The organism is Streptomyces sp. SX-6 (assembly GCF_059089585.1).
The window spans coordinates 129,945-154,207 of sequence record NZ_JBTHHU010000007.1; the positions used below are offsets into that span (position 1 = coordinate 129,945).

The window sequence follows — 24,263 nt, forward strand, 5'->3', positions numbered from 1 at the left end:
ATAAGACGCGCGGTCAGCAGCCCCAGCGCAGTCCCGGCGTACGCACCGGCGCGTCCCACAGCCGCAGCAGCTCGTCGTCGATCTGGCACAGCGTGACCGAGGCGCCCGCCATGTCGAGGGACGTGATGTAGTCGCCGACGAGCGTCCTGGCGACCGCCACCCCGCGCTCGCGCAGCACGCGGTGCACCTCGGCGGTGAAGCCGTACAGCTCGAGCAGCGGCGTGGCGCCCGCGCCGTTGACGAGGACCAGCACCGGACCCGTCGGCCGCAGGTCCTCGAGCACGGCGTCCACCGCGAAGTCCGCGATCTCCCCGGACGTCATCATCGCGCGGCGCTCGCGGCCGGGCTCACCGTGGATGCCGACCCCCAATTCCAGCTCACCGGGCGGCAGATCGAAGGTCGGCCCGCCCTTGGCCGGCGTCGTACAGGCCGACAGCGCGACCCCGAAGCTGCGCGAGGCCTCGTTCACCCGCCGGGCGACCGCCTCCACGCGCTCCAGCGGGGCGCGCTCCTCCGCCGCCGCGCCCGCCATCTTCTGCACGAGGAGCGTGGCACCGGTGCCGCGCCGCCCGGCCGTGTAGAGGCTGTCGGTCACGGCGACGTCGTCGTTGACGAGCACGCTCGCAATCTGGATGCCCTCGTCCTCGGCGAGCTCCGCCGCCATGTTGAAGTTGAGCACGTCGCCCGTGTAGTTCTTCACGACGAACAGCACCCCCTGCCCGCTGTCCACCGCCGCCGCTGCCCGCACCATCTGGTCGGGCACCGGCGAGGTGAACACCTCCCCGGGGCAGGCCGCATCGAGCATCCCCGGCCCCACGAACCCCCCGTGCAACGGCTCGTGCCCGGACCCGCCGCCCGAGACGAGCGCCACCTTGCCCGCGACGGGAGCGTCCCGGCGGGTGATGACGCGCCCCTCCACGTCGACCACGAGCTCGGGGTGGGCGGCGGCCATTCCGCGCAGCGCGTCCGGGACGACCGTTTCTGGCACGTTGATCAGCATTTTCACGAGGGCTCCTCGAGGTACCGCGTTGCCGGGCCAGGGAACAGTACCGAGACCGGAGGGGAATGCGGGAGCGTCAGGTGCCCGCCAGCAGTTCCGCCGCCGCGCGGCCCGACACCCATGTCGCCCCGTGGGTGACGAGATAGGCGCCGGCGTCGGGGCGGGGGCCGCCCGGTACGCCCATCTCGACGACGACGGCGTCCGGGCGCTGCCGCAGGAGCCGGTCCAGGGCGTCGGAGATCCAGGCGTGCCGGGCGGCATCGCGGACCACCACGACCAGGGGCCGTCCGGCGGCCGGGGCCAGCACGTCGGTGCGGAGCACCTCGTCCGGGAGGCGGGCGGGCTCCGGTTCGGTGAGGCGGAGGCGGACGGAGGTGGTGCCGGGGCGCAGTTCGCCGAGCGGGGCCGCCACGCCCCAGGGGGTCTGCCGGTCGATGGCGAGGGTCGAGGCGGGGGCGAATTCCGCGACGTGCGGGTCGGCCGTCGGAGGAAGGGGGAGGGGGAGGGACGTGCCGGGGCGGTAGTCGACACGGGTGGCCCGGCGGGCCGCGACGAGTCCGATGCCGGGGACGGCTGCCGCTTCGGCGGTGGACCGGGAGAGTTCGCCGGACCAGCGTGCGAACGCCCGGACCCGTTCGGCCGCCGCGGCCAGCCGCTCCTCGGGCAGGGAGCCGTCGCGCACGGCATCGGCCAGAGCGGCGGACAGCAGTTCGGTGGTCGATTCCTTCGCGCTCTCGCCGCCCACGCACACGGCGTCGGCTCCGCCCGCGACGGCCCGTACGGTGGCCCCGTCGATGCCGTGGCGCGCGGTGACCGCGCTCATCTCGATGCCGTCGGTGACGACCAGGCCGTCGAAGCCGAGGTCGCGGCGGAGCAGGCCGTCCAGGACGCGCGGGCTCAGCGTGGCCGGGAGGCCGGGGTCGACGGCGGAGACGAGGAGGTGCCCTGTCATCACCGCTCGTACGCCGGCCCGCATGGCGGCCGCGAACGGGGGGAGCGCGGTGGCCGCGATCTCCTCCAGGGACGAGGTGACGTACGGGAGGCCGTGGTGGGAGTCCACGGCGGTGTCGCCGTGGCCGGGGAAGTGCTTGGCGCAGGCCGCGACCCCGGCGGACTGCAGGCCGCGCACCCAGGCGGCCGTGTGCCGGGCGACGAGCCCGGGCGTCGGGCCGAAGGAGCGGACGCCGATGACGGGGTTGAGGGGGTTCGAGTTGACGTCCGCGCTCGGCGCGTAGTTCAACGTGATGCCGGCGGCGTGCAGTTCGCGTCCGATGTCGTGGGCGACGGCCTCGGTGAGTTCGACGTCGTCGACGGCGCCCAGCGCGAGGTTGCCGGGCCGCGAAGCACCCGTCGCGGCCTCCATCCGCGTCACGTCGCCCGCTTCCTCGTCGATGGCGATGATCAGGTCGGGGTTCTCCGCGCGCAGGGAGGCGGTGAGGCGGGCGACCTGCTCCGGGCTCACGATGTTGCGGCCGAAGAGCACGACTGCCGCCAGACCGTCGCCGATCCTGCGGCGCAGCCAGTCGGGCGCCTCGGTGCCCTCGAACCCGGGTTGCAGAACGGCGTTGGTGAGCCTGGTGAGTTGCCTGTCGCTATTGCTGGCCGGCATGACGTGAAGACCTCCGATGGGACGGGCTGCCGAGAAGCCGAGATTGGCCTGTACCAACGGCAAGGTCAAGATCGGACGACTGTATTCCGGCCGACTCTTCACCCTCCCGTTGACGTTGCCGGATGCGTGTGCGAGCGTCGCGAACGGATTGATCAAATCCACGAGGTACGCGAGCTGTTGGGGGTTTCCTCATGCAACCGGAGGCGCCGGGCGGTCTCTTCTCCCCGCGTCACCGGGCCTGCACCACGGCCATGGCCTGCGCCTTCGCCCTCGTCGCCTTTGCCGAGTACGCACTCGGCACCACCATGCCCGTTGCCGTACGGCAGTTGGACGGACTGTCGCTCTACGCCATCGCCTTCGGCGGCTTCCTGACGGCGAGCATCATCGGCACCGTGCTCGGCGGCGACCTCGCTGACCGGCGCGGACCCGGAACCGTCGTACACGTCGGACTGCTGTGCTTCACCCTGGGCGCCGCGCTCTCCGGCACCGCCGTCTCGATGTGGCCGTTCCTGCTGGGGCGTTGCCTCCAGGGAGCCGGCGGCGGTGCGGCAACTGTCGCGCTGTACACCCTGGTCGGCCGGGCGTACCCGCAGGAACTGCGCCCCCGGATGTTCTCCCTCATCACCTCCTGCTGGATTCTGCCCTCCATGCTCGGCCCGCCCGTCGCGGGCACGCTGACCGACCGCCTCTCGTGGCGCTGGGTCTTCCACGGGATCGCCGTACTGGCACTGGTCGCCATGGTCCTTCTCACCCGGCCCATGCGCCGCCTGACGCCGCCTCCCACGGACCAGGCGGCAGAGCGCGCGTCCCGCACCCGGCCGGCTGTGATCGTCGCCTGCGGCGCGGGTGCCCTCCAGTACGCCGGATCCGAACAGACCTGGATATCCCTTCCCGTTGCCGTCTGCGGCATCGCGCTCGTCATGGCGGGTGTACGGTCGCTGCTCCCCAGCGGGACCCTTCGCGCCCGCCGCAGCATCCCCGCGCTCGTCCTGCTGCGCGGGGTGGCCGCGAGCGCCTACTTCACGGTCGAGTCGTTCGTGCCCCTGATGCTCGTCACCGAGCGGAGGCTGTCGCCCACCGAGGCCGGGCTGTCGCTGACCGGAGCGGCCCTCAGCTGGGCGGCCGCCTCCTGGTTCCAGGGCCGCCCCGCACTGAAGCTGCCACGCCGGCGCGTCGTGCTCATCGGTGCCCTCGTCCACTTCACGGCGGCCGTACTGACCATCGGCGGCGTCGTCCACGCCCTGCCCGCGTTCACCGCGGCCGCCGGTCTCACCGTCGCCGGATTCGGTATGGGACTGCTGCTGCCGGGGATCGGGGTGCTCACCCTGGAACTGTCCGAGGACCACCGGCAGGGCGCCAACTCGGCCGCCCTGCAAGTCGCCGACAGCCTGTGCAGCGTGCTGCTCGTCGCCCTGTGCGGTGCGCTCTTCAACGCCGCCCACGTCCGCGAGGGCAGGGACGCGGGCGCCTTCGCCCTCGTCTTCGCCGTCACCGCCGCCGTGGCAGGAGCGGCCTGCCTGCTCGCCGGAAGAATCAGCAAGCCACGATCGGAGGAGACGGCCCATGCGCCGCTATGAACTCACCGGCCGCCGCGAGATACGCCTGAACGACGACGCCCCCGTGCCCGTACCGGGCCCGCTGGAAGTCCTGGTACGGGTCCGCTCGTGCACCGTCTGCAACCGCAGCGATCTCGCCTACTACCACTACTACGGACTGCGCGACCACTGCGCCCAGGGCTGCTTCGGGCACGAGATCGCCGGCGTCGTGGAATCCACCGGCCCCGGCGTCACCCGGGTACGACCCGGACAGCGCGTCTTCGTCCGCACACCGCTCACCACCGGATACGCCGAATACGCGCTCGCCCGAGAAGTCTGTGTCGGCGCCCTGCCCGACAACGTCCCCTTCGAGCAGGGCTCGATCCTCCAACTGCTGCCCCTGGCCGTGCACGCCACCCGGGGGGTGTCCCTCGGCGACCGGGTCGCGATCGTAGGCCAAGGGCCCGTCGGCCTCATGGCGTTACGGATGGCCGTCCTGCGCGGCGCCTCGCACATCACCACGGTCGACCTGGACGACTGGCGCCTGGAGAAGTCCCGGCAACTCGGCGCCGACATCTGCCTGCGGGCGGACGGCGGTTCCGAGGCCATCGAGACCGCCGGACGGGACTTCGACGTCGCCGTCGACGCCGTGGGCACGCCCACCACGCTCAACTCCTGTGTCCGGCTCGTGCGGCAGAACGGCCTGGTGGTGATGCTCGGCACCCACCACGTGGACACCCGGGTGTCCGTCGACCTCATCACCTGGGAGCGCAAGGGCCTGCGCCTGCACAGCTCCGCCGAACCGCACGACGTCGCCCGGGCGCGGGCCCTGGCCGTGGCCGAACGGCTCGCCGCCGAGCGCACGGACGTGCTTCACCTGCCGGACATCCTCACCCACGTCCTGCCCCTCGGTGAACTGCCGAAGGCCGTCGAGTTGCTCTCCGCCAGCCGGGTCCTCTTCCCCGACGAGGGCGACGCGCCGTACGCGGGCCCGCCGGCCAAGGTGCTCAAGGTCGCGATCCAGCCGTGAGCGCACGGTGAAGTGGGGCGTCGCCGGCTGCGGCGACATCGTCCGGCGCAGGGTGCTGCCCGCGCTCGAGGCGCTGGGCCAGGAGACCGTGTATCTGTGGGGCAGGGACGCCGGGCGCGCGGCGAGCACCGCCCGGCAGTACGGAATCCCGCACGGCGGTGACGACTTCGGCCGCCTCCTGGCGGACGTGGACGCCGTGTACGTGGCCACGCCGGTCGCCCTCCATGTGCCGCAGGCCGCCGAGGCGTTGAGCCGCGGTCGGCATGTGCTGATCGAGAAGCCGCTCGCCGGGGTCCTGCACCCCGGCGAGCGGGCACGGCTGGCGGTCGCGGCCGAGGAGGCCGGCCGCAGCGCCGGCCTCCGCGCGGGTGTCGCCTACTACCGCCGGCTCGGACCGGCCGCCGCGACGCTCCGCGAACATCTCGGAGACGGACGGCCCTGGCGTGCCCGGGTGGAGTTCCGGTGCGCTTTCGACCCGGGAGCCGAACACCCCATGCGGTGGCGCACGAACCCCGTGGTCTCCGGCGGCGGCGTTCTGGCCGACGCCGGGAGCCACCGCCTGGACCTCCTCCTGGCGGCCCTGGGGAGACCCCTGGACGTCGCGGCCCACTTGAGCCGCCCGTTCCCTGCGGGGGCCGAGCGCCGTGCCGAGCTCCTGCTGCACTGGGCCTCCGGCGCGGAAGCGGAGTTCCTCGCGGATTGGAGCCCCGAACCGGCATGCGACCGTGTGCAGTTGTGGTGGCGCGACCGGGCCGTCGCGCTCGATCCACTGGACACAGGGCTGGCGACCAACCCGCACCTGCCCCTCGTCGCCGACTTCCTGGCAGCCGTCGAGGAGGGCAGACCACCGGTGTGCCCGGTGGCGGAGGCGGTCCTCGTGGACGAGGTCATCGCCGCCGCCCGGATCTCGAACGCCAGGAACGGCCGGCCGGTCAGCCTTGGCGGCCCGCGAACTTGAGGGGATCCCCGTAGCTGTCGGGCGCCCAGCTCATCGGCTCGATGTGGGCGTTGAACGGGACTCCCTCGCGCACCATCTGCGGCCGCGGATGGTTGAGATGGAGCAGCGGGTCGTCGAAGCGGACGACGCCGGCGGCGGCGGACAGCCGGGCCACCACGTCGTCGTCCTCGCCGCCCCACCCCTCGTACCGCTCGTCGAAGCCGCCCACCCGGTGGAAGACCTCGGTCCTGGTCCACACGCAGCCGCCCGGCGGCTCGCGCAGCAGGAGACCGCGCAGGACGCCCGTCGGCACATCGGCGTGTCCGGCGCGCAGGTTGATGGCTCGGAGCGTGGAGGGCTCGTCCAGCGAGAGGGACCAGCGGAACGGGAGATGCGTCCCGTGCGTGCCGTCGGCCAGGCGCTCGGTGTTGCGCCGGACGAAGGAGCGGTCGACGAGGATGTCGGCGTCCAGGACGCAGGTGTACGGGTGGCGGCCGGAAGCGCTCGCCACCCCCACGTTGACGGCCCAGGACTTGTTGAACAGGCCGCTCTTCTCGGCGAAGACGTACGAGCCGACGAGCGGCTCGAGCCATTCCCGCGACCGGGGCCTGTCGTCGGTCTCCACCACCGTCACCCAGGGGGCGGGCCCGTCCTCCTGATCCGCCAGGGAACGCAGGCACGCGAGCAGATTGCGGGTGCGCAGGCCGCCTTCGGTGTCACGGAAGGGGATGACGACGTGGACGTCCGCACCTCCGACGGCGGATGGGACGTCGGCGTCCTCATGCTCCGTGGTCTCGGACACCGTCCCGTCGTGATCCGCGCCCAAGTGGTAGTCGATCCAGATGTGCCGGTCCGCTTCCTCGACTGCCGCGGTCAGGTTCCCGAGGTCCTCGGGGCGATCCGCCAGCAGCGGCGCGAGGCGGGCGCGCAGCTCTTGCTGGAGCGACAGGTCGGAGGTGTCGCCGGTGAGTCGCGCGTACAGGGACTCCGCTTCCGGTAAACCCTTCAGGAACGCGGCCAGTTCGATATTCACCTTACGGAAGTGCGGTTCGCTCAACTCCCAGTAGTCCGCCGCGATCTGCGGTACGTCGGGATCGTGTGCCAGCACGGCGTAGGCGGTCAGCCGATCGGCGAGCGCCGTGCCGCCGACGGCGGGGGAGATGTGCATCGGGAGAAACTCCAATCGGTCGCTGGGCGGTTGCCAGCGGACCCGTCAGGCACCGTCATCCGCCGACCAGGGGCGGAGCCATCGTGGATCGGGATCGTCGCCGCTCCGGATGAACCGGACGTCCATCGAGACCCGCATGCTGTCGCTGACTGTATCGAGCGACGCGTGGACGATATGCGGCAGGTGCACCATGACATCACCGGCGGAGTAATCCGCCCACATCCAGCGGCGGTTCAGGGAACGCGCGGCCAGGGCGAGATCGTGGGTGATGGGGCGCCGGTCGTGCGGCCGGTCCGTCGTGTCGCGCAGCGGCGCGTAGTCGGAGTCGTCGAGCGTGTGCGAATTCTCCAGGTAGACAAGACCGCCGGTCTCCGGCGGGCAGTCCCCGACGGGTATCCACATCGTCAGCACGCGTGATGACCCCAAGTCCATGTAGTCGTAGTCGACATGGACGCGCGAGGCGAGCGCGGAGCCCCGGTGGAAGTGCCGCAGAATGCGGCGCGGCAGCATGTCGCAGTCGCCGTCCAGCAGGTCTGCGGCAAGCTTGGCGAGGGTGGGGTTGTCCAGGAACCGGCCGAAGGCCTCGGACCGGACGAAGGCATGCGCGGGATGTCCGGGCACACCGTGCTCGGGAAGGCCCGGTGGGACGCGTCCGGAGAATATGCCGTCCCGCACGATGGTGCCGTCCGCGAAGTACCCTGATTCGAAGAGTCCGAAATACGCGGCGCGCAGCTGTAACACGTCGTCCCGGTCTAGCAGTCCGGGGAAATGGAGACATCCGTCCGTGTGCAGACGCCGGCGGAGGGCATCCGGGGTGTCCAGCAGCCCGGAGCTGTCCTCGAGCGGGGTGAAGAGTTCCTCGGTGAAGGGAATGGGGATACCGTTCGAAGAAAGGAACATGTTGTCCTCGGCAATCCGACAGAGCGGTCAGTAAACGCCTTCGACAGCTTCTTCGTGCTGGTCGCCGCCCTCCTTCCACGGCTGGACGGCCGCGACGCCGTCCCATGGGAACCATGGGTGGGGGCCGGTCCTGACCGCGCTGTCACGTTCCAGCAGATTCGGGATGAACAGGTCTTCCAGCAGCGTGGTCACCCGGACTCGGCCGCGCTCACCGGCGTTCACCTCACGCCAAGGATCGTCAGGGGCAACGACCTTCATGACGGCGAAAGGCGGCGGCAGATGATAGGAGTGACCTCCTCCGTCGGCAGTGTCGGCCTGCAGCGCGTGACCGACCAGCGTATTGCCGTACGTGTCGATCCACTGCACCCCCTCCAGGTATTCCTCCCGGAGGAATTGCGCCTCGGCCGGTGTGCAGGACGTGCCGCCGGTGCACACAGCACGGATACCGAATGCGGCGAGCGGGGTCTGCAGCCGTATGGCCAGAGCGAGCAGGAGTTGCGATGTCGTGAACAGCAGGGCCGGCCGCTCGGCGGCGAGCAGGATTTCCGTCTGTGTCACCAGATGGTCCGTATACGCCTTTGCGCCGCCGGTCGCACGGATCTCCGCCTTCACCCAGCGGGGGTCGAAGTCGATGGCGAACACCGCGCCGTTCCAGCTGTCGGCGAGCCCCTCCACGAAATGTCCGTACGCGTGCGGCCCGCTCGGCGTCATCGCCAGGATGTCGCCGCCCGCGACGCCGCGCGCCTCCAGCACGGTCCGGTACATCTCGACGTCGTACGCGAGCCGGGTCACATTGACGATCCGGCACGGCCGGCCCGTCGTGCCGCCGGTCTCGAAGACCCGGAACGGGCGGTCGCCGTAGCCGCGCGGCAGCAGGTCGCGAGCGCGTGCGGAGCGGAGCTCCTCCTTGTCGAACAGCCCGAAGAGCGACAGGGCTTCGAGACCGTCGACATCCGCGATCGGGTCGAAGCCGAGCGAGGAGCGCCGGGAGACCCAGAACGGCGAACCCGTCGCGGGGGAGAAGTGCCAGAGCATCATCCGCCGCGTCCACTCGTCCAGGCCGATGCCCAGCTCGGGAACTCTGGTGCGCATGACGTCGAATACGTTCACAGGCGTCCTCCCGACGGGGCGAGGGTCTTTGGGAAATAGGAAAAGAGAGAACGGGCGGCGATCGCTTCCGCCTTGCTGCGGGACGCGCTCAGGACGGCCGCGAACGGCAACGGCGCCTCGTACCCGACGAGCGGGTGCTGAACGTCGTCCTCGGCGAGCAGGACCAGCGTCGGCGCCGGATACGTCCGGCCTCCGACGGTGACGGTCGGGGCGCGGCGGGTGAGGATCCGATCCTCCGGACGAAGGCGTGAGCGGATTCCCCGGGCGAGCCGCCCGGCGTGGTCCGGCTCCGGGCAGGCGGTGAGCGGCAGTCGGGGATCGGGCGGGTGGACCTGTATGCGGTCGAGCGCTGCCGCCAGCTCCGCGGCGATCTCCTCCGTGCGCCGCGCGCCGTCCTGGCAGACGATGGTGCGTACGTTGCTGCAGAACCGCCCCGAGTCGGCCGCGACGAGCGGCAGCAGCCAGTCCACGGCCTCGGCGGTCCCCGTCCCCGGTGGCAGCAGTGCACAGCCGCGCCCCGGGCCGTGGACCGTCAAGCCTTTCGCGCCGTGCGGAGCCGAGGCCACGCGCTCGCCGCCGTAGACGATCTGGCGGTCCGTCATCCGGATCAGGGGCAGCAGCGTCCGCTGCTGCGACGGATAGAAGCCCAGCCGCTCCGCCGGCCACCCGGCCTGTACCAGTGCGGCCAACAGCCGGGCGGCGGAGAGAGGTTCGCGGCGGCTGGGCCGTACCCACACGGCGGCGCTGCGGGCCGCCTCGGACACGACCGACTCCAGGCAGCAGAAGGTGTTCCCCGGCAACGACACCAGACTCAGGGCATCGTCCGGCGCTTCCTCCGCGCCCGGCCGGGCACTGTCGCACAGCAGGCGGCACCAGCGGTCCGTGAGCGGGGCGGGGATTCCCGCCGTCTCCCACAGCTCCTCCCGGAACCGCGCGGCGCTCTGCGGACCCAGCGGCCCTACCGTCACGGTGCCACGGTCGAAGAGCTCCAGGGCCTCCTCCAGAAGCGCACGCCGCGGCAGAGGCACGTGCCCCTGCCCGTCCCACCAATGCCGGTCTGCCGCCGCCACGATCTCCGGAACCAGCGCCAACTCCAGGCCCGTACGGCCCGGCAGCCGCACGGTGTCCAGGGACGGCTGCCAAGTGCCCCTGCGGAACGCGGGGATCAGACGCGCACCGCCCGTCACGTCAACTCGCTTCGCAAGGCCGCCACCACGCGCAGCTGCTCCGCCCCGGTCATGGCGGGATAGACGGGCAGCGCGACATGGCGCTCGGCGAACCAGCGGGCCCGCGGCCACTCCTCGCCCGGCACATCGGCGAAGAACGGCTGGTCGCACAGCAGGATGTCGTACACCTCGCCCGCGAGCGCGACGCCGTGCCGCTCCCGCAGCCGGGCCTTGAGCCGTGCGCGGTCCACCGAATCGCCCAGATACACCAGGTACTTGTAGAAGTTGCAGTCGACGCCCTTCGGCACGGCGTACGGGCGCACGCCCGGCACGTCCGCGAGCAGGGCGTCGTAACGGGCCGCCAGCGAGCGGCGGGCATCCAGGGTCGCGCCGAAGCGCTCCAGGTCCACGACGCCGAGCGCCGCGTGCAGTTCGCTCAGGCGCCAGTTGCCGCCCGGGCGGTCGTGCAGGACGGATCCGGGGGCGCTGCGGCCGTGGTCCCGCCAGCGCCGCGCCTGCGCCAGAGCTTCGGCGTCGGCGCCGGTCAGCAGGCCGCCCTCACCGCTGGTGGCGACCTTGGTGGGGAAGAAGGAGAACGCGCCGAACGTGCCGATGCTTCCGGCGGGTCGGCCGTCGAGCCCGCTGCCGAGCGCGTGAGCCGCGTCCTCCAGCACGGGGATCCCCCGCGAGCCGCAGAGCTCCAGCAACGGTCCGAGCGCCGGTGAGACGACCCCGCCGATGTGCACGGGGACCACCGCCGCGACATCCCGGTGCCGGTCCAGCGCGGTGCGCAGCGCGTCTGGGTCCATGCCCAGGCCGTCGAGCTCCATGTCGACGAACCGCACCCGCGCCCCGGCGCGCACGGCGGCCGCGGCGGTCGCGAAGAAGGTGTTCACCGGCACCAGGACGGTGCGGCCGGCCACGCCGATGACGCGCAGGGCGATCTCGAGGGCGGCGGCCCCGGAACCGACCGCGACGCCCTCGCGGCCCGTCCACTCCCGGCTCAGGCTCTCGAACCGCGCCACGGACGGCCCTTGGGTGAGCATCCCGGACGCGAGGGCCTCGTCCACTCCGTCCAGCACGGCACGCCGTGCGTCGGCGGAGAAGTGGATGCGCTGCGCCGGAACGGGCGCCGGTGCGGTCAGGGGCGCGGCCAGGGCACGGGTGAAGAAAGCGACGGCCTCGGCCGGGTCCGTGCCGTGGCCCGTGGGCAGTTCGAGGATCTCCAGGCGCTCCTCGGCACCCGCGGTCTCGTACGCCCGCCGGACGGTCCCGGCGGCTTCGCGGGCGTCGTCCGGGTCGAGGAAGGGATCGGACAGCCCGTACTGCAGATGCAGCGGTGCGGGAGCCAGAGCCGCGAAGAGATCGGGCAGGTCGGCGTATTCCAGGATGCCGGGCAGGACAGCGCCCTCGTGTCCGGTCAGCAGGCGGGCGAACAGGCCGGGGTAGGTGGCCAGATGGCTTGTCGCGCACATCGGGAGCGGACCGGGGGAGAGCAGCGCGGTGTGGAGGGCGACGGCGCCTCCCAGGCTGTGCCCGAAGACACCGGTGCGGTCGCGGTCCGCGCGGGGGTGGTCGCGCAGCCAGGCGAGGGCGGCCAGCGCGTCGTCCGTCAGCGCTCCGAGCAGTGAGTGGCCGCGCAGGGCGAACGCGTGGGCCAGCAGCGTGCCTTCGTCGCGTCCGCCGCCGCGGTCGGCCTCCAGGCCGCCGTCGATGCCGTAGTCGAAGGCCAGGGTGGTGAAACCGGCCCGGGCGAGGTGCTCGGCCATGTTGCGGTCGGGGAAGTCGGGCGCTTCCTCGCCGGTGAGCATGCCGAGCCGTGCGTTCCTGCCGCCGAGGACGAGTACGGCCGGCAGCGGGCCGTCCCCGGGCGGGGCCAGCACGGTCGCCCGGAACCGGCCCCGGCCCGGGGCTTCGAAGAGAACGTGCTGCCGGGTGAGTTCGCTCTCTGTGGTGGTCTCGGTCCGGATCACGGTCAGCGGCTGCCGCCCGGGGCGCGCCAGTCTCTCGGTCACGGATCTGACCCGGGCGGACCACGCCCGGTGCCCTTCGGCCGTGCCGGCGGCGAAGGCGAGGGTCCGTTCCGCCCGGAGGAGGTGGTGGAGTCGGTGGATCTGCATGGATCCCTTTGCTGAGTCCGGTGGGGGGGATGGTCAGACGAAGTCTGCGTGCAGGGTGCTCGGTACCTCGACGCGGTAGGCCTCGAGCGTCTCGTCCAGCCGGATGCTGCCGCGGCGCAGCAGTTCCAGCAGTTCGTTCTGCGGCCGGTAGAAGCACGACTTGCACAGGTCGGTCCGCATCGGGTTGGACGCCTCCCACTCCGCCCGGGGACCGCCCTCCAGCACCGCGCCGTACCCCTCCTCCAGGACGTTGCCGATGCGGTACCGGCTGTTCAGGTGGACCTGGGGGCAGGGGTAGAGATTGCCGTCGGCGCCGACGGCCGTGACGAACCGGCTGTAGTGGCACTTGTCGAAGTCGCCCTCGACGGCGGTGGTCTGGTCCATGGGCCCGCGGTCGAGCTTGGGGATGGAGACCTCGAAGTCGTCGTCGCTCAGCCGGGCCGCTTCCGACAGTGCCTCGGTGATCTCGGCCATCACGGATCCGATCGTGTCGTGGCCGAGGGCGCTGTAGAACTCCGGCTCGAACCGCACGTAATGCGCCCCGGATTCCTTTGCCACGCGGGCGGCTTCCAGGACTTCCCGGTGGTTCTGCAGCGTGATGACGTAGTTGAAGCCGATGCGGAAGTCGGGGTCGACGGCGGCCTCGCGCAGCTTTCCCGGGGTGCTGAGGAAGGACGCGAAGGTCTGCTCGCGGTCGCGGGTGATCTCGTTGAACGTCGCTGTGGTACCGGCGTTGAGGCCGATCCTGACCCAGGTGTGGGTCTGCGCCACGCAATCCGCGAGGGCGGGCCTGCCGAGGCGGGAGCCATTGGTGATCAGCCCGATCCGCAGGCCTGCTTCGTGACCGGCCCGGCAGATGTCCACGTATCCGGGGTGAATGGTGCACTCGCCGCTGCCGCAGAAGGTGACCGCGCGGCCCTCGTTCTCGGCGAACTGCCGCAGCAGCGTGATCGCCTTGTCCTTGGGGATGGAGTCCTTGAACGAGAAGAGGTCGTAGAACTGTTCCTCGTTCGGCGAGTGGAAATTGCAGAAGTTGCAGCGCATGTTGCAGGCGCCCATGATGCCGATACGCATGTGCACGGGGCGGATCTCCTCGCCCGCCACGAAGCGGCGCAGCAGATCCTCCTGGGCGAGAACCTTCTGGGGCGAGTGGGCCTGGTCCAGGCTGACGATCGGAAGCCCCTCCCGGTTGCTGGGGGCGGCGATCTGGTAGGTCTGCGACGGTCCGGCGTCGGTCATGGCGAATCCTTCTCGTAGGGGGTTTCGCTCGGATGTCGGGTTGCGGAGGGTCGTGGAGGGTTGCGGAGAGAAACTCAGGCCGCGAACGAGGCGCCGTCGACGACGAAGCGATAGGGCGCGTCGCCGGCGGCGACTCGGTCGAAGGCGTCGTTGATCCGGTCGGCCGTGATGACGTCGACGTCCGCGAGAATTCCGTGCGAGGCGCAGAACCCGAGCATCTCCTGGATTTCCGCGATGCCGCCGAGCATGGAGCCGGCCAGTCTCTTCCGGCCGGGCACGAGCCGGGACAGGTCCACGGGAACGGGACGGCCCGGCAGGCCGACGGCGATCAGCGTGGCGTCCTTCTTGAGCAGGCCGAGCAAGGAGTTGAGATCGGTGACGGCGGACGCGGTGCTGACGATGAGGTCGAAAGAACCGGAGAGCTTCTCGAAGGCCGTACGGTCGCCGGCGGCGTGGAAGTGATGTGCCCCGAAGCGCAGGGCATCGGCGCGTTTGCGCTCCGACCGGCTGAACACGGTGACTTCGGTGCCCATGGCACGCGCCATCCGCACGCCGAGGTGTCCGAGGCCGCCCATGCCGTGGATGGCGACGCTCAGGCCGGGGGCCGCTCCCCAGTGCCGGAGCGGTGAATAGAGGGTGATTCCCGCACAGAGCAGAGGGGCGGCCTGTTCCAGGGGCAACTCATCGGGAATGCGCAGGACATAGTTCTCGTCCACGACGATGTGTGTGCTGTATCCCCCGTAGGTGGGCTCGCCGTCACGTCCCACCGCGTTGTACGTGTTGGTCATACCCTCGGCGCAGTACTGCTCGCGCCCCGCGCGGCACGACGAACAGGTGCGGCAACTGTCGACGAAACAGCCGACGCCCACGCGTTCCCCGACCCGGTACCGGCTCACCGCGGAACCGGTACGCACCACGGTGCCCGTGATCTCGTGTCCGGGCACCATGGGGAAGATGCCCTCTTCCCATTCCCCGCGCACTTCGTGGACGTCCGAATGGCAGATGCCGACATAGGCAACGGCGATCAGCACATCGTGTTCGCGCAGTGGACGGCGGATGATGGTCGTGGGTACGAGCCGGGACTTCGGGGACGGAGCGGCGTACGCGTTGACGGTTGTTGCCACAGAGCCTCGCCTTGCCTTTTCGGTCGCTGCGCCGTGTGACGAGCCGGTCGACGATCGATGGCATGTGTATATGCCATCGAGCTTTGCGGTCACCCAAGGGAATTGACAAGCATCTTTCAGCCAACTGGCCTGAGTTGCCAAATGAGTTCAGATTGCATGGGTCCAGGGCTGCGCAGGAACGCGCCGTACCAATCGGTCAGCGAGGCGAGTTGGGAGTCGTAACACAGAACCGCTTCGCGCTTGACGCTCCACTGCTCGGGGGTGAGCCGGACGTCGTGGGCCTGCTGCATGCGGTACCGCGATGCCAGGTCCCGGTAGGCGTCCCCGTGGTCCTCGGCGTGCGCGAGGGCGAACTCCGCCTTGTCCGTGCCCCATTCGGGAACCGCCCCGGCGTAGGGCAGGTCCGCGTATACGTACGGCGGCCGGCGGCCGCAGCGGGCCAGCACCGCCAGGGCCTGATCCCGCACGGCCATGTGGTCCGGCTGGCTTGTTCCGAGGGGTACGAGGACATCGGTCGCGGGCGGCAGACCCTCCAGGAGCGACGCCAGCTCGGTCAGCTCCTCGCCGTTTCTGTACGGCCCGTCCGGATGGGGAAGGGCCAGCCGCCCGGCTCCCAACAAGGCGCAGGCGCGGGCGTCTTCGGCGATCCGGCACTCATGGGCCTCGGCTCCCGAGGCGAAGCCGCACGCCTCGTCCCACTGGGACACCACCGCGCCGGACGGCGGAGGGCCGCCGTGCACCGTGACGACGGTCCTCGGGCGGTCGAGCCCACTCAGCCAGCCGCCGAGCGAGAGGGCGGCGTCGTCGAAGTGCGGCGAGATCACCACGATGGGTAAGTCGGAGGCCACGTTTCCTCACAGCTGTCGCTACGGAAAGTGATTCTCTGGCCCAATGTCCGGGCTGGAAGCCGACCTTACGCTTTCCCGGAAGCGTTCTCCAGGGTTCTGCACCGGTACGCGCGGGTGAGGTGCGCTTGGAGACGGGCATGGCGGAACTGGTAGACCGCGCCCGCCTGCCGGAGCACGCCCCGCCGGTAGGCGTCCTCGAGGAAGGCGACGACGGACCACGGCAGGCGGCCGGTCAGCGGCAGCCAGATCCGGGAGAGCACCACCCACTGACCCCAGGCGGTCAGGCTGAGCAGATAGCCCAGGGGCCCGCCGAGTCCGCTGACGATGCCGAGTTTGAGCGAGGCCTTGGGAGTCCAGGAGATCGGCCCCAGAAGTACCGACAGCAGTGGCATCAGCAGTGCGGAGCCGACACCGACCAGCAGCCCGAAGCAGGGTGTCCAGACGAGGAGTTGGGCGAACACTGTTCGGGAGTTGGTGCGCAGCAGGCCGACCGGATTGACGGCGGACCGGATGTCGAGACGGGTTTCGAGGAGGGCCAGCAGACCGAAGACGGGGCTGGCACCCAGCGCGAACACGACTCCGTAGATGGCGCTGTCACCGAGGCCCATGCGCAGGGCGGTCAGGGGACCGGCGTGCGCGAAGACGCCCCTGATCACTCCGGCCACGAAGCCGTAGCCGGAGCCGAAGCCGAGCCCGCACAGCAATCCGATCAAGAGCCGGGGGACGATGCTTCGCCTGGTCTTCCCCGCTCTGCCGAATATCTTCATGCTCACGCTGGACGGCATCACCGCCGTGCTCTTGGCCGCGACCATGAACCAGTACGCGATCGCGAACGTGAGCCCGGAGAAGAGTCCCACCACCAGCCCGTCCGCGATCTGGAATCCGACGTTGTCGAGGAGTCCGCCGACGATGGCGTCGGTGAGCCCGATGGGCAGGCAGGCCGCCAGCGCGGTCACCGCCGTGCGCGTGGAGCGGCGCAGCCCTGAACCGAGCCGCCACCACTCCAGGTTGGGGGTGTCGAGCCGGGTCAGGTGGTGGGCGAGGAAACCCAGCCAGTACTGGGCGCGTTCCGGGTCGAAGGCGGGGCCTGACCCGCCGCCCGGGCCGTATTCCGGCCGGGGGCGGTAGGCAGTGGCGATGAAGTTGTCGAGGAGGTGCTCCTCCAGCGCCTCGGGGCCGCCGAACCGCCGGGTGTCCAGGAGGGCGGCCGGATCCTGGCCGGGGGTGTCGCTGTAAACGGCGCGGGCGAGCGTGACCATCAGCGGAGTGGTCAGCACCATGGCGAGGTTGGCGGCCGCCGGGCTGCCCGGCCGCTCGCGCAGCTCGCTCAGCACGGGGTGCCACGCGGTCGTCGCCGGATCCCCGCCGCGGGCCTTGCGTGTGGTGCGCGGCAGGTAGTCGGCCAGGTCGTCCAGGGTGAGATCGGCCAGCTCCACCGCGGCGGCGGAGGTGAGCACATCGGTCTCCGCCACCGCGGCGGCGTACTCGGCCGGCCGGCTCGTCAGCAGCAGGGGGAGGGTCGTGGCGTTGAGCGCCTCCAGCGCGGGACGGCGCAGACCGTCGGCGATCTCGTCGAAGCCGTCCAGCACGGGGAGCACCCGGCCGGTCTCGACCAGCGCGGTGGCCAGGCTCGGCCCGCCGGGCCCCGGAGCGGCCAGTCCGGGGTGATCGCGCATCAGTTGGGCGGTCAGCCAGTCCCGGAACGTGAGGGCCGTAGGATCCCACGAACCGATGCTGAAGATCACCGGTACCGCCTCGGTGCGGGGCCTCGATTTCAGGCAGTCCAGGACGAACCGCACGGCGAGGATCGTCTTCCCGGAGCCGGACCGGCCCAGCACCACCAGCCGGCCGGACGGTATTCGCCGGTACACGCCCACGATCTCGTCCAGTTGACCGCTCAGGTCCAGCGGTCCGGGCGTGCCTCCGGCGGGCTGGCGGCGGATGTTGGCCCAGTGGTCGGTCAGTTCCTCCGCAACCGGCTGCCAGCGCAGCGGCAGCGGGTACGGATCGTGGACCTGCCGCTGTTCTTCCTCGCGTTGCCAGCGGGCGGTCACCGCCTGCGCGAGCTGCTCGGCGATGTCGGCCAGGGTTTCGTGCAACACCGAACCCGGCTGCCCCGAACCCGGCTGCCCTGCGACCGGTTCGACGGGCGGCTCGGCGGCCGGTTCGCCGGGCGGCTCGTCCGGCTCGCCCGGCTCGTCCGGCAGGTTCCCGCGCCCGGTCCGGTGGACGGCAGCCGCCACCAGTCTGTCGCGTTCCTCCGGACTCAGGCCGAGCGCGTCGGCCAGCAGCCGCACCGTGGTCACCCTGGGGTCGGCGCGCTCGCCTGTCTCCAGTCCGCGAATGGTGCGCACGCCCACTCCGGCGCGTTCCGCCAAGGTTTCCTGAGTCATCCCCGCCTTGTGCCGCAGTTCCCGTAACAACGTGCTGAACTCACCGGCCATAGGCCACGGCCTCCCCGGACATGTCATTTCCCCAGGTGAGGACTCTAGCGCGGCCACCGGCCGGATACGGCCGGTCCCTTGGCCTGTCCGATGTCCGGCCACCGGGACAGCGTCGACGGCATCCGTCACACCGAGCCGGCACTGAGCCCCGGGGAGCCACGATGCCGATAGCAGCAACCACCGGCCAGCAGACCGTCACCTTGCTCACGCGTCAGGAGCGGGAGGTACTCCACGCGGTCGGCTGCGGTCTCAGAGACGATGAGATCGCCGCCCTCCTCGCCATGCCCGAGGCCACCGTGGCCGGGCACCTCGCGCGGATCCTCGCCCGGCTCGGGCTGCGCGACCGGGTCGCCGCCATTGTCCGCGCCTTCGACTGCGGCCTGGTCGTCCCCGGCCGGGGCCCCCGCCGGCAGGCGGCGGGCCCGGTACCGCGGGCCGCGGTCCGTCAGGAGCGCGAACCACGGTTACGGATCTCCGTGCTCGGACCGCTGCGGGCATGGCGCGACGGGCAGCCACTGGATCTGGGCCACCTCCGCCAGCAGGCCGTACTGGCGGCGCTGGCGCTGTGCCTGGGCCGGACGGTCAGTTCACCGGAACTGCTCGACGGGGTATGGGGGATGGAGCCGCCGAGCACCAAGGTGGTGCCGGTGTACATCTACCGACTGCGCAAGGTCTTGCACCTCGGGGATCCGGACCCGGTGATCGAGCGCGACCGGTGCGGCTACCGGCTGCTCTCCGGCCCGGTCACGGTGGATGCGGCGCGCATGGAGGAACTTGCCACCGCCGCCGGGGCGGCCGAGCGAGCGGGGGACCTGGCCGAGGCGGTCCGCGTCTGCTCCCGGGCGCTGGACCTGTTCCACGGGGAGATCCTGTCCGGCCTCCCCGGGCCGTTCGTCGAACTGGAGCGGATGCGGCTCACCGAGCGCAGGACCGCCCTTGTACAGCGGAAGCTGGACTGCCAGTTGCGACTGGGCCGGCACTCCGAGGCGATCGCCGAGCTGTCGGCTCTGGCCGCGGCGCAGCCCCTGAACGAACCGGTCGCCGCGATGCTGATGCACGCGCTGTACCGCGACGGCCGACAGGCCGACGCACTGGCCGTGTTCGACCACACCCGCCGCCGACTGGACGACGATCTGGGGGTGCTCCCGGGCCGGATGCTGCGGCAGGCGCACCAGATGATCGTGCGCGGGGACGACGCCGACCTCGACCTCGACCTCGCCGGCATGAAGCCGTGACCGGACCGACGCCGCGCACACCCGGCGAGGAGCTGCTGCTGGCGAGAATCTCGGCGGCAGCCGGCCGCGAACACCTCGGAAGGCGCCGTGCCACCTACGCGGGAGTCGCGCCCCCGGCCCGCACGAGAACCGTGCCGGGCCGGGGCATCCGGGACTTGCTGGCCTTCGTCCGGACTTCCATGAGAAGAGCGGACGAAGGTGCACGACTGGACCTGTACGAGCACGGGATGACGGTCGCCGTCGCGAGGCGGATCCATGTCGTCCGTTACGACACGACCTCCGTGTTCCAGACGGGCGGCGGCACGATCTGCACGCTCATCGACCTGGCCGGGGAGCGGGTAGCGCTGCACGGCGAGCCGGAGGCGGAGTGGTGGCCCGAGATCCGGCGGGCCGTCACCAGCGCCCAACTTCCCGGGGCATTGGCCGCGATCGACGCGGGGGAGCGGCTCACCTTCGGGGACATCTGGCTGACCAGGGAGACGATCGGGTCCCGAGAGATGTCCGTGAGGTGGTCGCAGATGCAACGGATCGAGATCCGGAACGGGACGGTCGAGCTCAGCACAGCCGGAGAACGGCATGCGTTGGGCCCCGCGTCCGAGATCCCGAACCTCTTCGTCCTCCGCGCGCTCGTCGAGCGCATTCACCGGAATTTCAACGGTGGTGTCTAACGTGGCCCCTTGGCTACCGTCTGCTCCTCCGGCACCGTTTCCTCCGTCACCGTTCCTTCCCGACCAGGAGGTCAGAATGAGCACGCACCACCTCACCCGCAGAAACATCCTCAAGGTCACCGGTGGCCTCTCCACGGCCATCGCCCTCGGCGGCACGGGCGTCCTCGCGACGGCGCCATCGGCCGCGGCATCACCGGCCGCGGAGGTCGGCGACGGCTTCGGGCTGCGCATCGTGGAACGCAACGAGCAGAACCCCCGCATGAAGTACTACCGGTTCACGACCCGCGCCATCGGCTGGAACCCCGCCGTCAATGTGCTGCTTCCCGACGGCTACGACACCAGTGGACGTACCTACCCCGTCCTCTATCTCCTCCACTGGGGCAACACGACCGTTGACTACACCGGATTCGACCGCGCGGGCGTCCGCGAATGGACGGCCGGCAAACCGGTCATCGTCGTGATGCCCGACGGCGGCCACGCGGGCTGGTACTCCGACCCGGTCAGCTCCAACGCGGGCCCCCGCAACTGGGAAACGTTCCATATATCCCAGCTCGTCCCCTGGGTCGACGCCAACTTCCGTACGTACGCCGAGAGCGACGGCCGGGCCGTCGCCGGGTTCTCGATGGGCGGCTTCGGCGCTCTGAAGTACGTCGCCAAACACCCCGACCTCTTCGCCTCGGTCAGCGCCCACTCCGGACCGGCCAGCCTGCGCCGCGACTTCGGCATAGTCACCCACTGGGCCAACCTGTCCTCCGCGGTGTCGGACCTGGTCGGCGGCACGATCTACGGAGCGCCGCTGTGGAACGAGGCCAAGGTGAGCGCCGACAACCCGGTCGAGAACATCGAGAGTTACCGCGGCAAGCGTGTCTTCCTGGTGGCCGGTACGGGCGGCGGCAAGGTCGACTGGTTCAACCAGGTGTCCGAGAACCAAGTGCTCGCCGGCCAGCGGGAATTCCGCGGACTGCTGCGTGATGCGGGCATCGAGCACGAAGCGCACGAGGAGCCCGGCGGCCACGAGTTCCGCGTACCCGTCTTCCGTCGAGACCTCGACGGCATCATCGAGCGGCTCCGCAAGGCGTAGCCACGCGCTTCCGCCCACACTCCGATGGGAAGGTCGTTCATTTGCTTCCGCGCGCCGAATCAGCCCCGATGACCGTCGCCTGGATCACCGCAAGCTTTCCGCCCGAGGTCAGCGGCATCGCGCTGGGAAACGTGGAGCGGGCCCGGTGGTTCGCCGACCAGCAGGACGTGCGCCTCAGCCTGCTGGTCCCCGAACCCTCCGACGGCAGACCCCTGGCCGGGGCGGACATGCCCGGCGTGGAGCTGTTCCCCTACGCCGCCAAGCCGTGGCTGCCCTACCCGATGCTGCGCGTCCCGCGCCGAGCCGCACTCGCACAGATCGACGCCGCACTGGAAAAGATCGCGCCGGACCTGGTGGTTGTCATCGACCCCGAACGATCCTTCGTCTTCGGCTCGTGGGGGATGCCGGGGCACGCCTACTCACGTCGGCACGGCGTGCCCTATGTGGCCCAGTACCAGGGCGACCACTTCAACTCCGCCCGCAGCTACCCGGTCTTCCGTCACCTGGCGGCCGCGATGTTTCCGCCCATCATGCGCTACGTGTACCGCCACTTCGACGCCGCCATCTGCGCGACTCCCCACTCCGCAGCGACCTTGAGCGGTCTCACCGACGTGCGCATCGAGCAAGTCCCCTTCGACAGCGTCGACATCGATTCCTTCGGTGCCGACCATGCCGATCCGGCCGTCCTCGCCAAGCTGGCACCACGCTACGACGGGCGCGGCAAACGCCTGCTCTACCTGGGCCGCCTCGCCCGTGAGAAGCGCCTGGACCTCATCATCGAGGCCTTTCGCAAGCTGAGCACCACACCCGGCAACGAAGACCTCTCCCTCTTCATCGCGGGCGACGGGCCCCGCGACATCACCACCCAGATCGCCCAACTGGCCGCGTCCTCGCCCCGGATCCACCTCCTCGGCTTCGTCCACGGCGCCGACCGCAACGCCCTCTACGCCTCCTGCCACGCCTTCTGCACAGCCGGCCCCTACGAAACCTTCGGCCGCACCGTCGTCGAAGCGATGGCCTCCGGAATCCCTGTGGTCACTCCCTCCAGCGGAGGCATCTCCGGCAGCCTCTCCAACGGCCACAACGCCTACCTCTTCCAGCCCGACAACCCCCACGCACTCCTCGGTGCCCTCAGCACAGCCCTCGACGACAACGGTCGCGTCACTGGCCAAGCGCGCATCGACGCAGCCCAGTTCACCACAGAGGAATGCTGTAAACATCTCCTCGCCAGCTACCAACGCCTCGCTGCCATGGAGTTTCAGGGTGAGGTCGCGTAGCGGGTGCCGACGTTGCCCGCGTGCCATTCGTGGTTGCCGGTGATCCAGTTGTGCAGTCCGGTGACGAAGCGGGCGGTGAGGGGGTTGGTGGCGGCGAGGGCGGTGGCGTGTTCCTCGAAGAGGTGGACGATGTCGTTGTGGACCTCGATCGCCTTCTGGAAGGCGTCTTCGATGGAGCACTCCTCCTCGGCGGCGATCACGGTGGGCAGGCTGTAGTGGAAGCGCCCGCTGGCCTGTTCCTTGCGCAGTGAGTACAGGTCGTTGCAGATGGTGCAGGCGTTGGAGGACAGGGCGACGGCGCGCTGTAGGGCGGGCTCGGCGAAGAGGGGGGCGGGCAGTTCGTAGCCGCCGATGGAGTCGGTGAGGGTCAGGCAGGGGCGGAAGCTGTTGAACTGCCGCTGCGCCAGGTACTCCCACACCGCGGGTGTACGGCGCTGGCTGATGCAGTCGCCCTCGGCGCCGTAGCCGAGGTAGAGGTTGGCGATGTCGTGCCGGAACCGGTGCGCCTGCGCCGGCGTGGCCAGGGCACAGAAGTAGTCCATGGCGGAGCGCATGGAGCGCAGGGCCGGGTGGGAGTCGATCCCGGCCCGCCATTCGGCTTCGTAGCGGGGGGTGTTGTGGGCGGGGTCGATCGCGGACTGGGCGACGAGCAGTGCCGCGCCGCGTCGGTCCGCGGTGCCGCCGTACTCCGCTTCGCAGAAGTAGTCGTCGACGGCGTTCTCGGCGATCAGGGGGCGGGCGGCGGCCATGAGGTGGTCGATGCCCGGTGCGTCGGGGTGGCACAGGACCACCGACCGTCCCGCGTCGAAGGCGACGAGCGCGTCCCTCAGCTCGGCCTCCGGGTAGAGCTCGATCTCGTTCTCCGCCCACTCCACGAGCCGGGCGTTGACCTCATCGGCCAGCGCACGGTCGTCCCGCACGGCGGGAGGGCAGTACAGGCCCTCGATCCGCGGCGACGACGACGGTTGAGCAACCGGCACCTCGGCCGGCTCCGTGTCGTCCGGCACCACGGCCGTGGACGCGAGGCGCAGAGAGTCCGTGCCGAGCCCGGTCGGTCCGGACAGCAGCCGTGTCAGGAAAGGGGGTGCGTCGGTCGTGCCGGGGATCGGTGTCTTCATCTGCAACTCCGTTCACAGGGGCTTGACTTGGCGCTGCCGTCGTCGAAGGGATAGCACGGCCCATGGACCGGCTACAAGGTCATCCCTGCCCCTGAGGCCGCCGCAACAAATGTGCGGATGTTCACCGAGCCAGCTTGAATCAGACCGCCTTGCCCGGCCCCGGGCCGTGCTGGCACACGCCCCAGTCCGTGGCGCAGGCACTGATGAGCATCATGCCCCGCCCATGATCGGGCTGCTCGTCTGCTTCCCACCGCCGGGGCGCGTCCAGCGTGGGGACACCGGGGGCGTCGTCCCGTACGAGCAACCGCAACGCGCCACCGGCCGCCCACTCGGCAAGGACACGCACGGGCGCCGAACACCCGCTGTGCAGGCAAGCGTTGACGGCATTGCCGACTGCCTCGGAGGTGAGCAGCACGGCGGTGTCCGTGAGCTCCTCGCGGTGCGCGGCCGCAACGGCGGTACGGACCGCCTCGCGGGCGGTACGCACCCAGCCGAGGGTGGGCGGAAAGCTGAGCGAGAACGCAGGGCGTGGCTTGAGGCTGACGGGCTCGGTGAGGGACGGGCACACGGGCGCAACTCCTTGGCGCCGGGAAAGGCGGGGCGAGTTCGACGGTAGCCACAAGGGTTTCTAACCCTCAACCTGATTGGAGAAGT

The 24,263-nt window shown here is 70.7% G+C and carries 20 protein-coding genes; 7 read left to right on the forward strand and 13 right to left on the reverse strand.

The annotated features are described in order from the left end of the window. Nucleotides 1-13: 13 nt before the first annotated feature. Both dhaK and ACV530_RS10950 read right to left on the reverse strand, forming a co-directional pair. Complete coding sequence (gene dhaK, locus ACV530_RS10945) at nucleotides 14-1,006, reverse strand: dihydroxyacetone kinase subunit DhaK (RefSeq protein ID WP_494332152.1); 993 nt, start codon at nucleotides 1,004-1,006, stop codon at nucleotides 14-16. Nucleotides 1,007-1,076: 70 nt separating this feature from the next. Next, nucleotides 1,077-2,609 (reverse strand): glycoside hydrolase family 3 protein, encoded by a 1,533-nt coding sequence (locus tag ACV530_RS10950; RefSeq protein ID WP_494332153.1) that lies wholly within the window; start codon nucleotides 2,607-2,609, stop codon nucleotides 1,077-1,079. A 191-nt stretch (nucleotides 2,610-2,800) separates the two neighbouring features. On the opposite strand from ACV530_RS10950, the gene ACV530_RS10955 reads away from it, so the two are divergent. Genes ACV530_RS10955 through ACV530_RS10965 form a run of 3 tightly spaced genes read left to right on the forward strand, consistent with a single transcriptional unit; the run spans nucleotide 2,801 to nucleotide 6,132 of the window. Continuing rightward, entirely contained in the window at nucleotides 2,801-4,186 is a 1,386-nt protein-coding gene (locus ACV530_RS10955; RefSeq protein WP_494332154.1) for an MFS transporter, read from the forward strand. Then, on the forward strand, nucleotides 4,173-5,174 hold the full coding sequence (locus ACV530_RS10960; protein WP_494332155.1) for a zinc-dependent alcohol dehydrogenase: 1,002 nt from the start codon (nucleotides 4,173-4,175) through the stop codon (nucleotides 5,172-5,174). The genes ACV530_RS10955 and ACV530_RS10960 overlap by 14 nt, the downstream gene beginning before the upstream one ends. A 7-nt stretch (nucleotides 5,175-5,181) precedes the next feature. Then, on the forward strand, nucleotides 5,182-6,132 hold the full coding sequence (locus ACV530_RS10965) for a Gfo/Idh/MocA family protein (protein WP_494332156.1): 951 nt from the start codon (nucleotides 5,182-5,184) through the stop codon (nucleotides 6,130-6,132). Here ACV530_RS10965 and ACV530_RS10970 read toward each other — a convergent pair. The 9 genes from ACV530_RS10970 to ACV530_RS11010 all read right to left on the reverse strand — a co-directional run bounded on the left by ACV530_RS10970 (nucleotide 6,107) and on the right by ACV530_RS11010 (nucleotide 18,257). Beyond that, on the reverse strand, nucleotides 6,107-7,279 hold the full coding sequence (locus ACV530_RS10970) for a galactosyltransferase-related protein (RefSeq protein ID WP_494332157.1): 1,173 nt from the start codon (nucleotides 7,277-7,279) through the stop codon (nucleotides 6,107-6,109). The genes ACV530_RS10965 and ACV530_RS10970 overlap by 26 nt on opposite strands. Before the next feature lie 45 nt (nucleotides 7,280-7,324). Then, complete coding sequence (locus ACV530_RS10975; protein WP_494332158.1) at nucleotides 7,325-8,179, reverse strand: phytanoyl-CoA dioxygenase family protein; 855 nt, start codon at nucleotides 8,177-8,179, stop codon at nucleotides 7,325-7,327. A gap of 27 nt (nucleotides 8,180-8,206) precedes the next feature. Further along, on the reverse strand, nucleotides 8,207-9,289 hold the full coding sequence (locus ACV530_RS10980; protein ID WP_494332159.1) for a phenylacetate--CoA ligase family protein: 1,083 nt from the start codon (nucleotides 9,287-9,289) through the stop codon (nucleotides 8,207-8,209). After that, nucleotides 9,286-10,476 (reverse strand): acyl-CoA reductase, encoded by a 1,191-nt coding sequence (locus tag ACV530_RS10985; RefSeq protein ID WP_494332160.1) that lies wholly within the window; start codon nucleotides 10,474-10,476, stop codon nucleotides 9,286-9,288. The genes ACV530_RS10980 and ACV530_RS10985 overlap by 4 nt, the downstream gene beginning before the upstream one ends. Then, on the reverse strand, nucleotides 10,473-12,575 hold the full coding sequence (locus ACV530_RS10990) for a DegT/DnrJ/EryC1/StrS family aminotransferase (protein ID WP_494332161.1): 2,103 nt from the start codon (nucleotides 12,573-12,575) through the stop codon (nucleotides 10,473-10,475). The genes ACV530_RS10985 and ACV530_RS10990 overlap by 4 nt, the downstream gene beginning before the upstream one ends. Nucleotides 12,576-12,608: 33 nt before the next feature. After that, entirely contained in the window at nucleotides 12,609-13,814 is a 1,206-nt protein-coding gene (locus ACV530_RS10995) for a radical SAM protein (protein WP_494332162.1), read from the reverse strand. A 74-nt stretch (nucleotides 13,815-13,888) separates the two neighbouring features. Further along, complete coding sequence (locus ACV530_RS11000; protein ID WP_494332163.1) at nucleotides 13,889-14,938, reverse strand: NAD(P)-dependent alcohol dehydrogenase; 1,050 nt, start codon at nucleotides 14,936-14,938, stop codon at nucleotides 13,889-13,891. A gap of 116 nt (nucleotides 14,939-15,054) precedes the next feature. Beyond that, nucleotides 15,055-15,786: a PIG-L deacetylase family protein gene (locus ACV530_RS11005; protein WP_494332164.1), complete on the reverse strand. Its 732-nt coding sequence runs from the start codon at nucleotides 15,784-15,786 to the stop codon at nucleotides 15,055-15,057. A 65-nt stretch (nucleotides 15,787-15,851) separates the two neighbouring features. After that, nucleotides 15,852-18,257, reverse strand: a complete 2,406-nt coding sequence (locus tag ACV530_RS11010; RefSeq protein ID WP_494332165.1) for a helix-turn-helix domain-containing protein — start codon at nucleotides 18,255-18,257, stop codon at nucleotides 15,852-15,854. Nucleotides 18,258-18,391: 134 nt separating this feature from the next. Here ACV530_RS11010 and ACV530_RS11015 point away from each other — a divergent pair, with 134 nt between their 5' ends. The 4 genes from ACV530_RS11015 (at nucleotide 18,392) to ACV530_RS11030 (ending at nucleotide 22,491) form a co-directional block, all read left to right on the forward strand. Beyond that, the gene (locus tag ACV530_RS11015) at nucleotides 18,392-19,465 is read left to right on the forward strand and encodes an AfsR/SARP family transcriptional regulator (protein WP_494332166.1); all 1,074 of its coding nucleotides are present in this window, start codon (nucleotides 18,392-18,394) and stop codon (nucleotides 19,463-19,465) included. Then, nucleotides 19,462-20,133 (forward strand): DUF6585 family protein, encoded by a 672-nt coding sequence (locus tag ACV530_RS11020; RefSeq protein ID WP_494332167.1) that lies wholly within the window; start codon nucleotides 19,462-19,464, stop codon nucleotides 20,131-20,133. The genes ACV530_RS11015 and ACV530_RS11020 overlap by 4 nt, the downstream gene beginning before the upstream one ends. A 76-nt stretch (nucleotides 20,134-20,209) precedes the next feature. Beyond that, complete coding sequence (locus ACV530_RS11025) at nucleotides 20,210-21,214, forward strand: alpha/beta hydrolase (protein ID WP_494332168.1); 1,005 nt, start codon at nucleotides 20,210-20,212, stop codon at nucleotides 21,212-21,214. 68 nt (nucleotides 21,215-21,282) lie between these two features. Beyond that, nucleotides 21,283-22,491, forward strand: coding sequence for a glycosyltransferase (locus ACV530_RS11030; RefSeq protein ID WP_494332169.1), 1,209 nt, complete (start codon nucleotides 21,283-21,285; stop codon nucleotides 22,489-22,491). Here ACV530_RS11030 and ACV530_RS11035 read toward each other — a convergent pair. After that, complete coding sequence (locus ACV530_RS11035; RefSeq protein ID WP_494332170.1) at nucleotides 22,473-23,609, reverse strand: family 2 encapsulin nanocompartment cargo protein terpene cyclase; 1,137 nt, start codon at nucleotides 23,607-23,609, stop codon at nucleotides 22,473-22,475. The two genes, ACV530_RS11030 and ACV530_RS11035, sit on opposite strands and share 19 nt — an antisense overlap. A gap of 139 nt (nucleotides 23,610-23,748) precedes the next feature. Then, nucleotides 23,749-24,177 (reverse strand): ATP-binding protein, encoded by a 429-nt coding sequence (locus ACV530_RS11040; protein WP_494332171.1) that lies wholly within the window; start codon nucleotides 24,175-24,177, stop codon nucleotides 23,749-23,751. Nucleotides 24,178-24,263 lie beyond the last annotated feature (86 nt).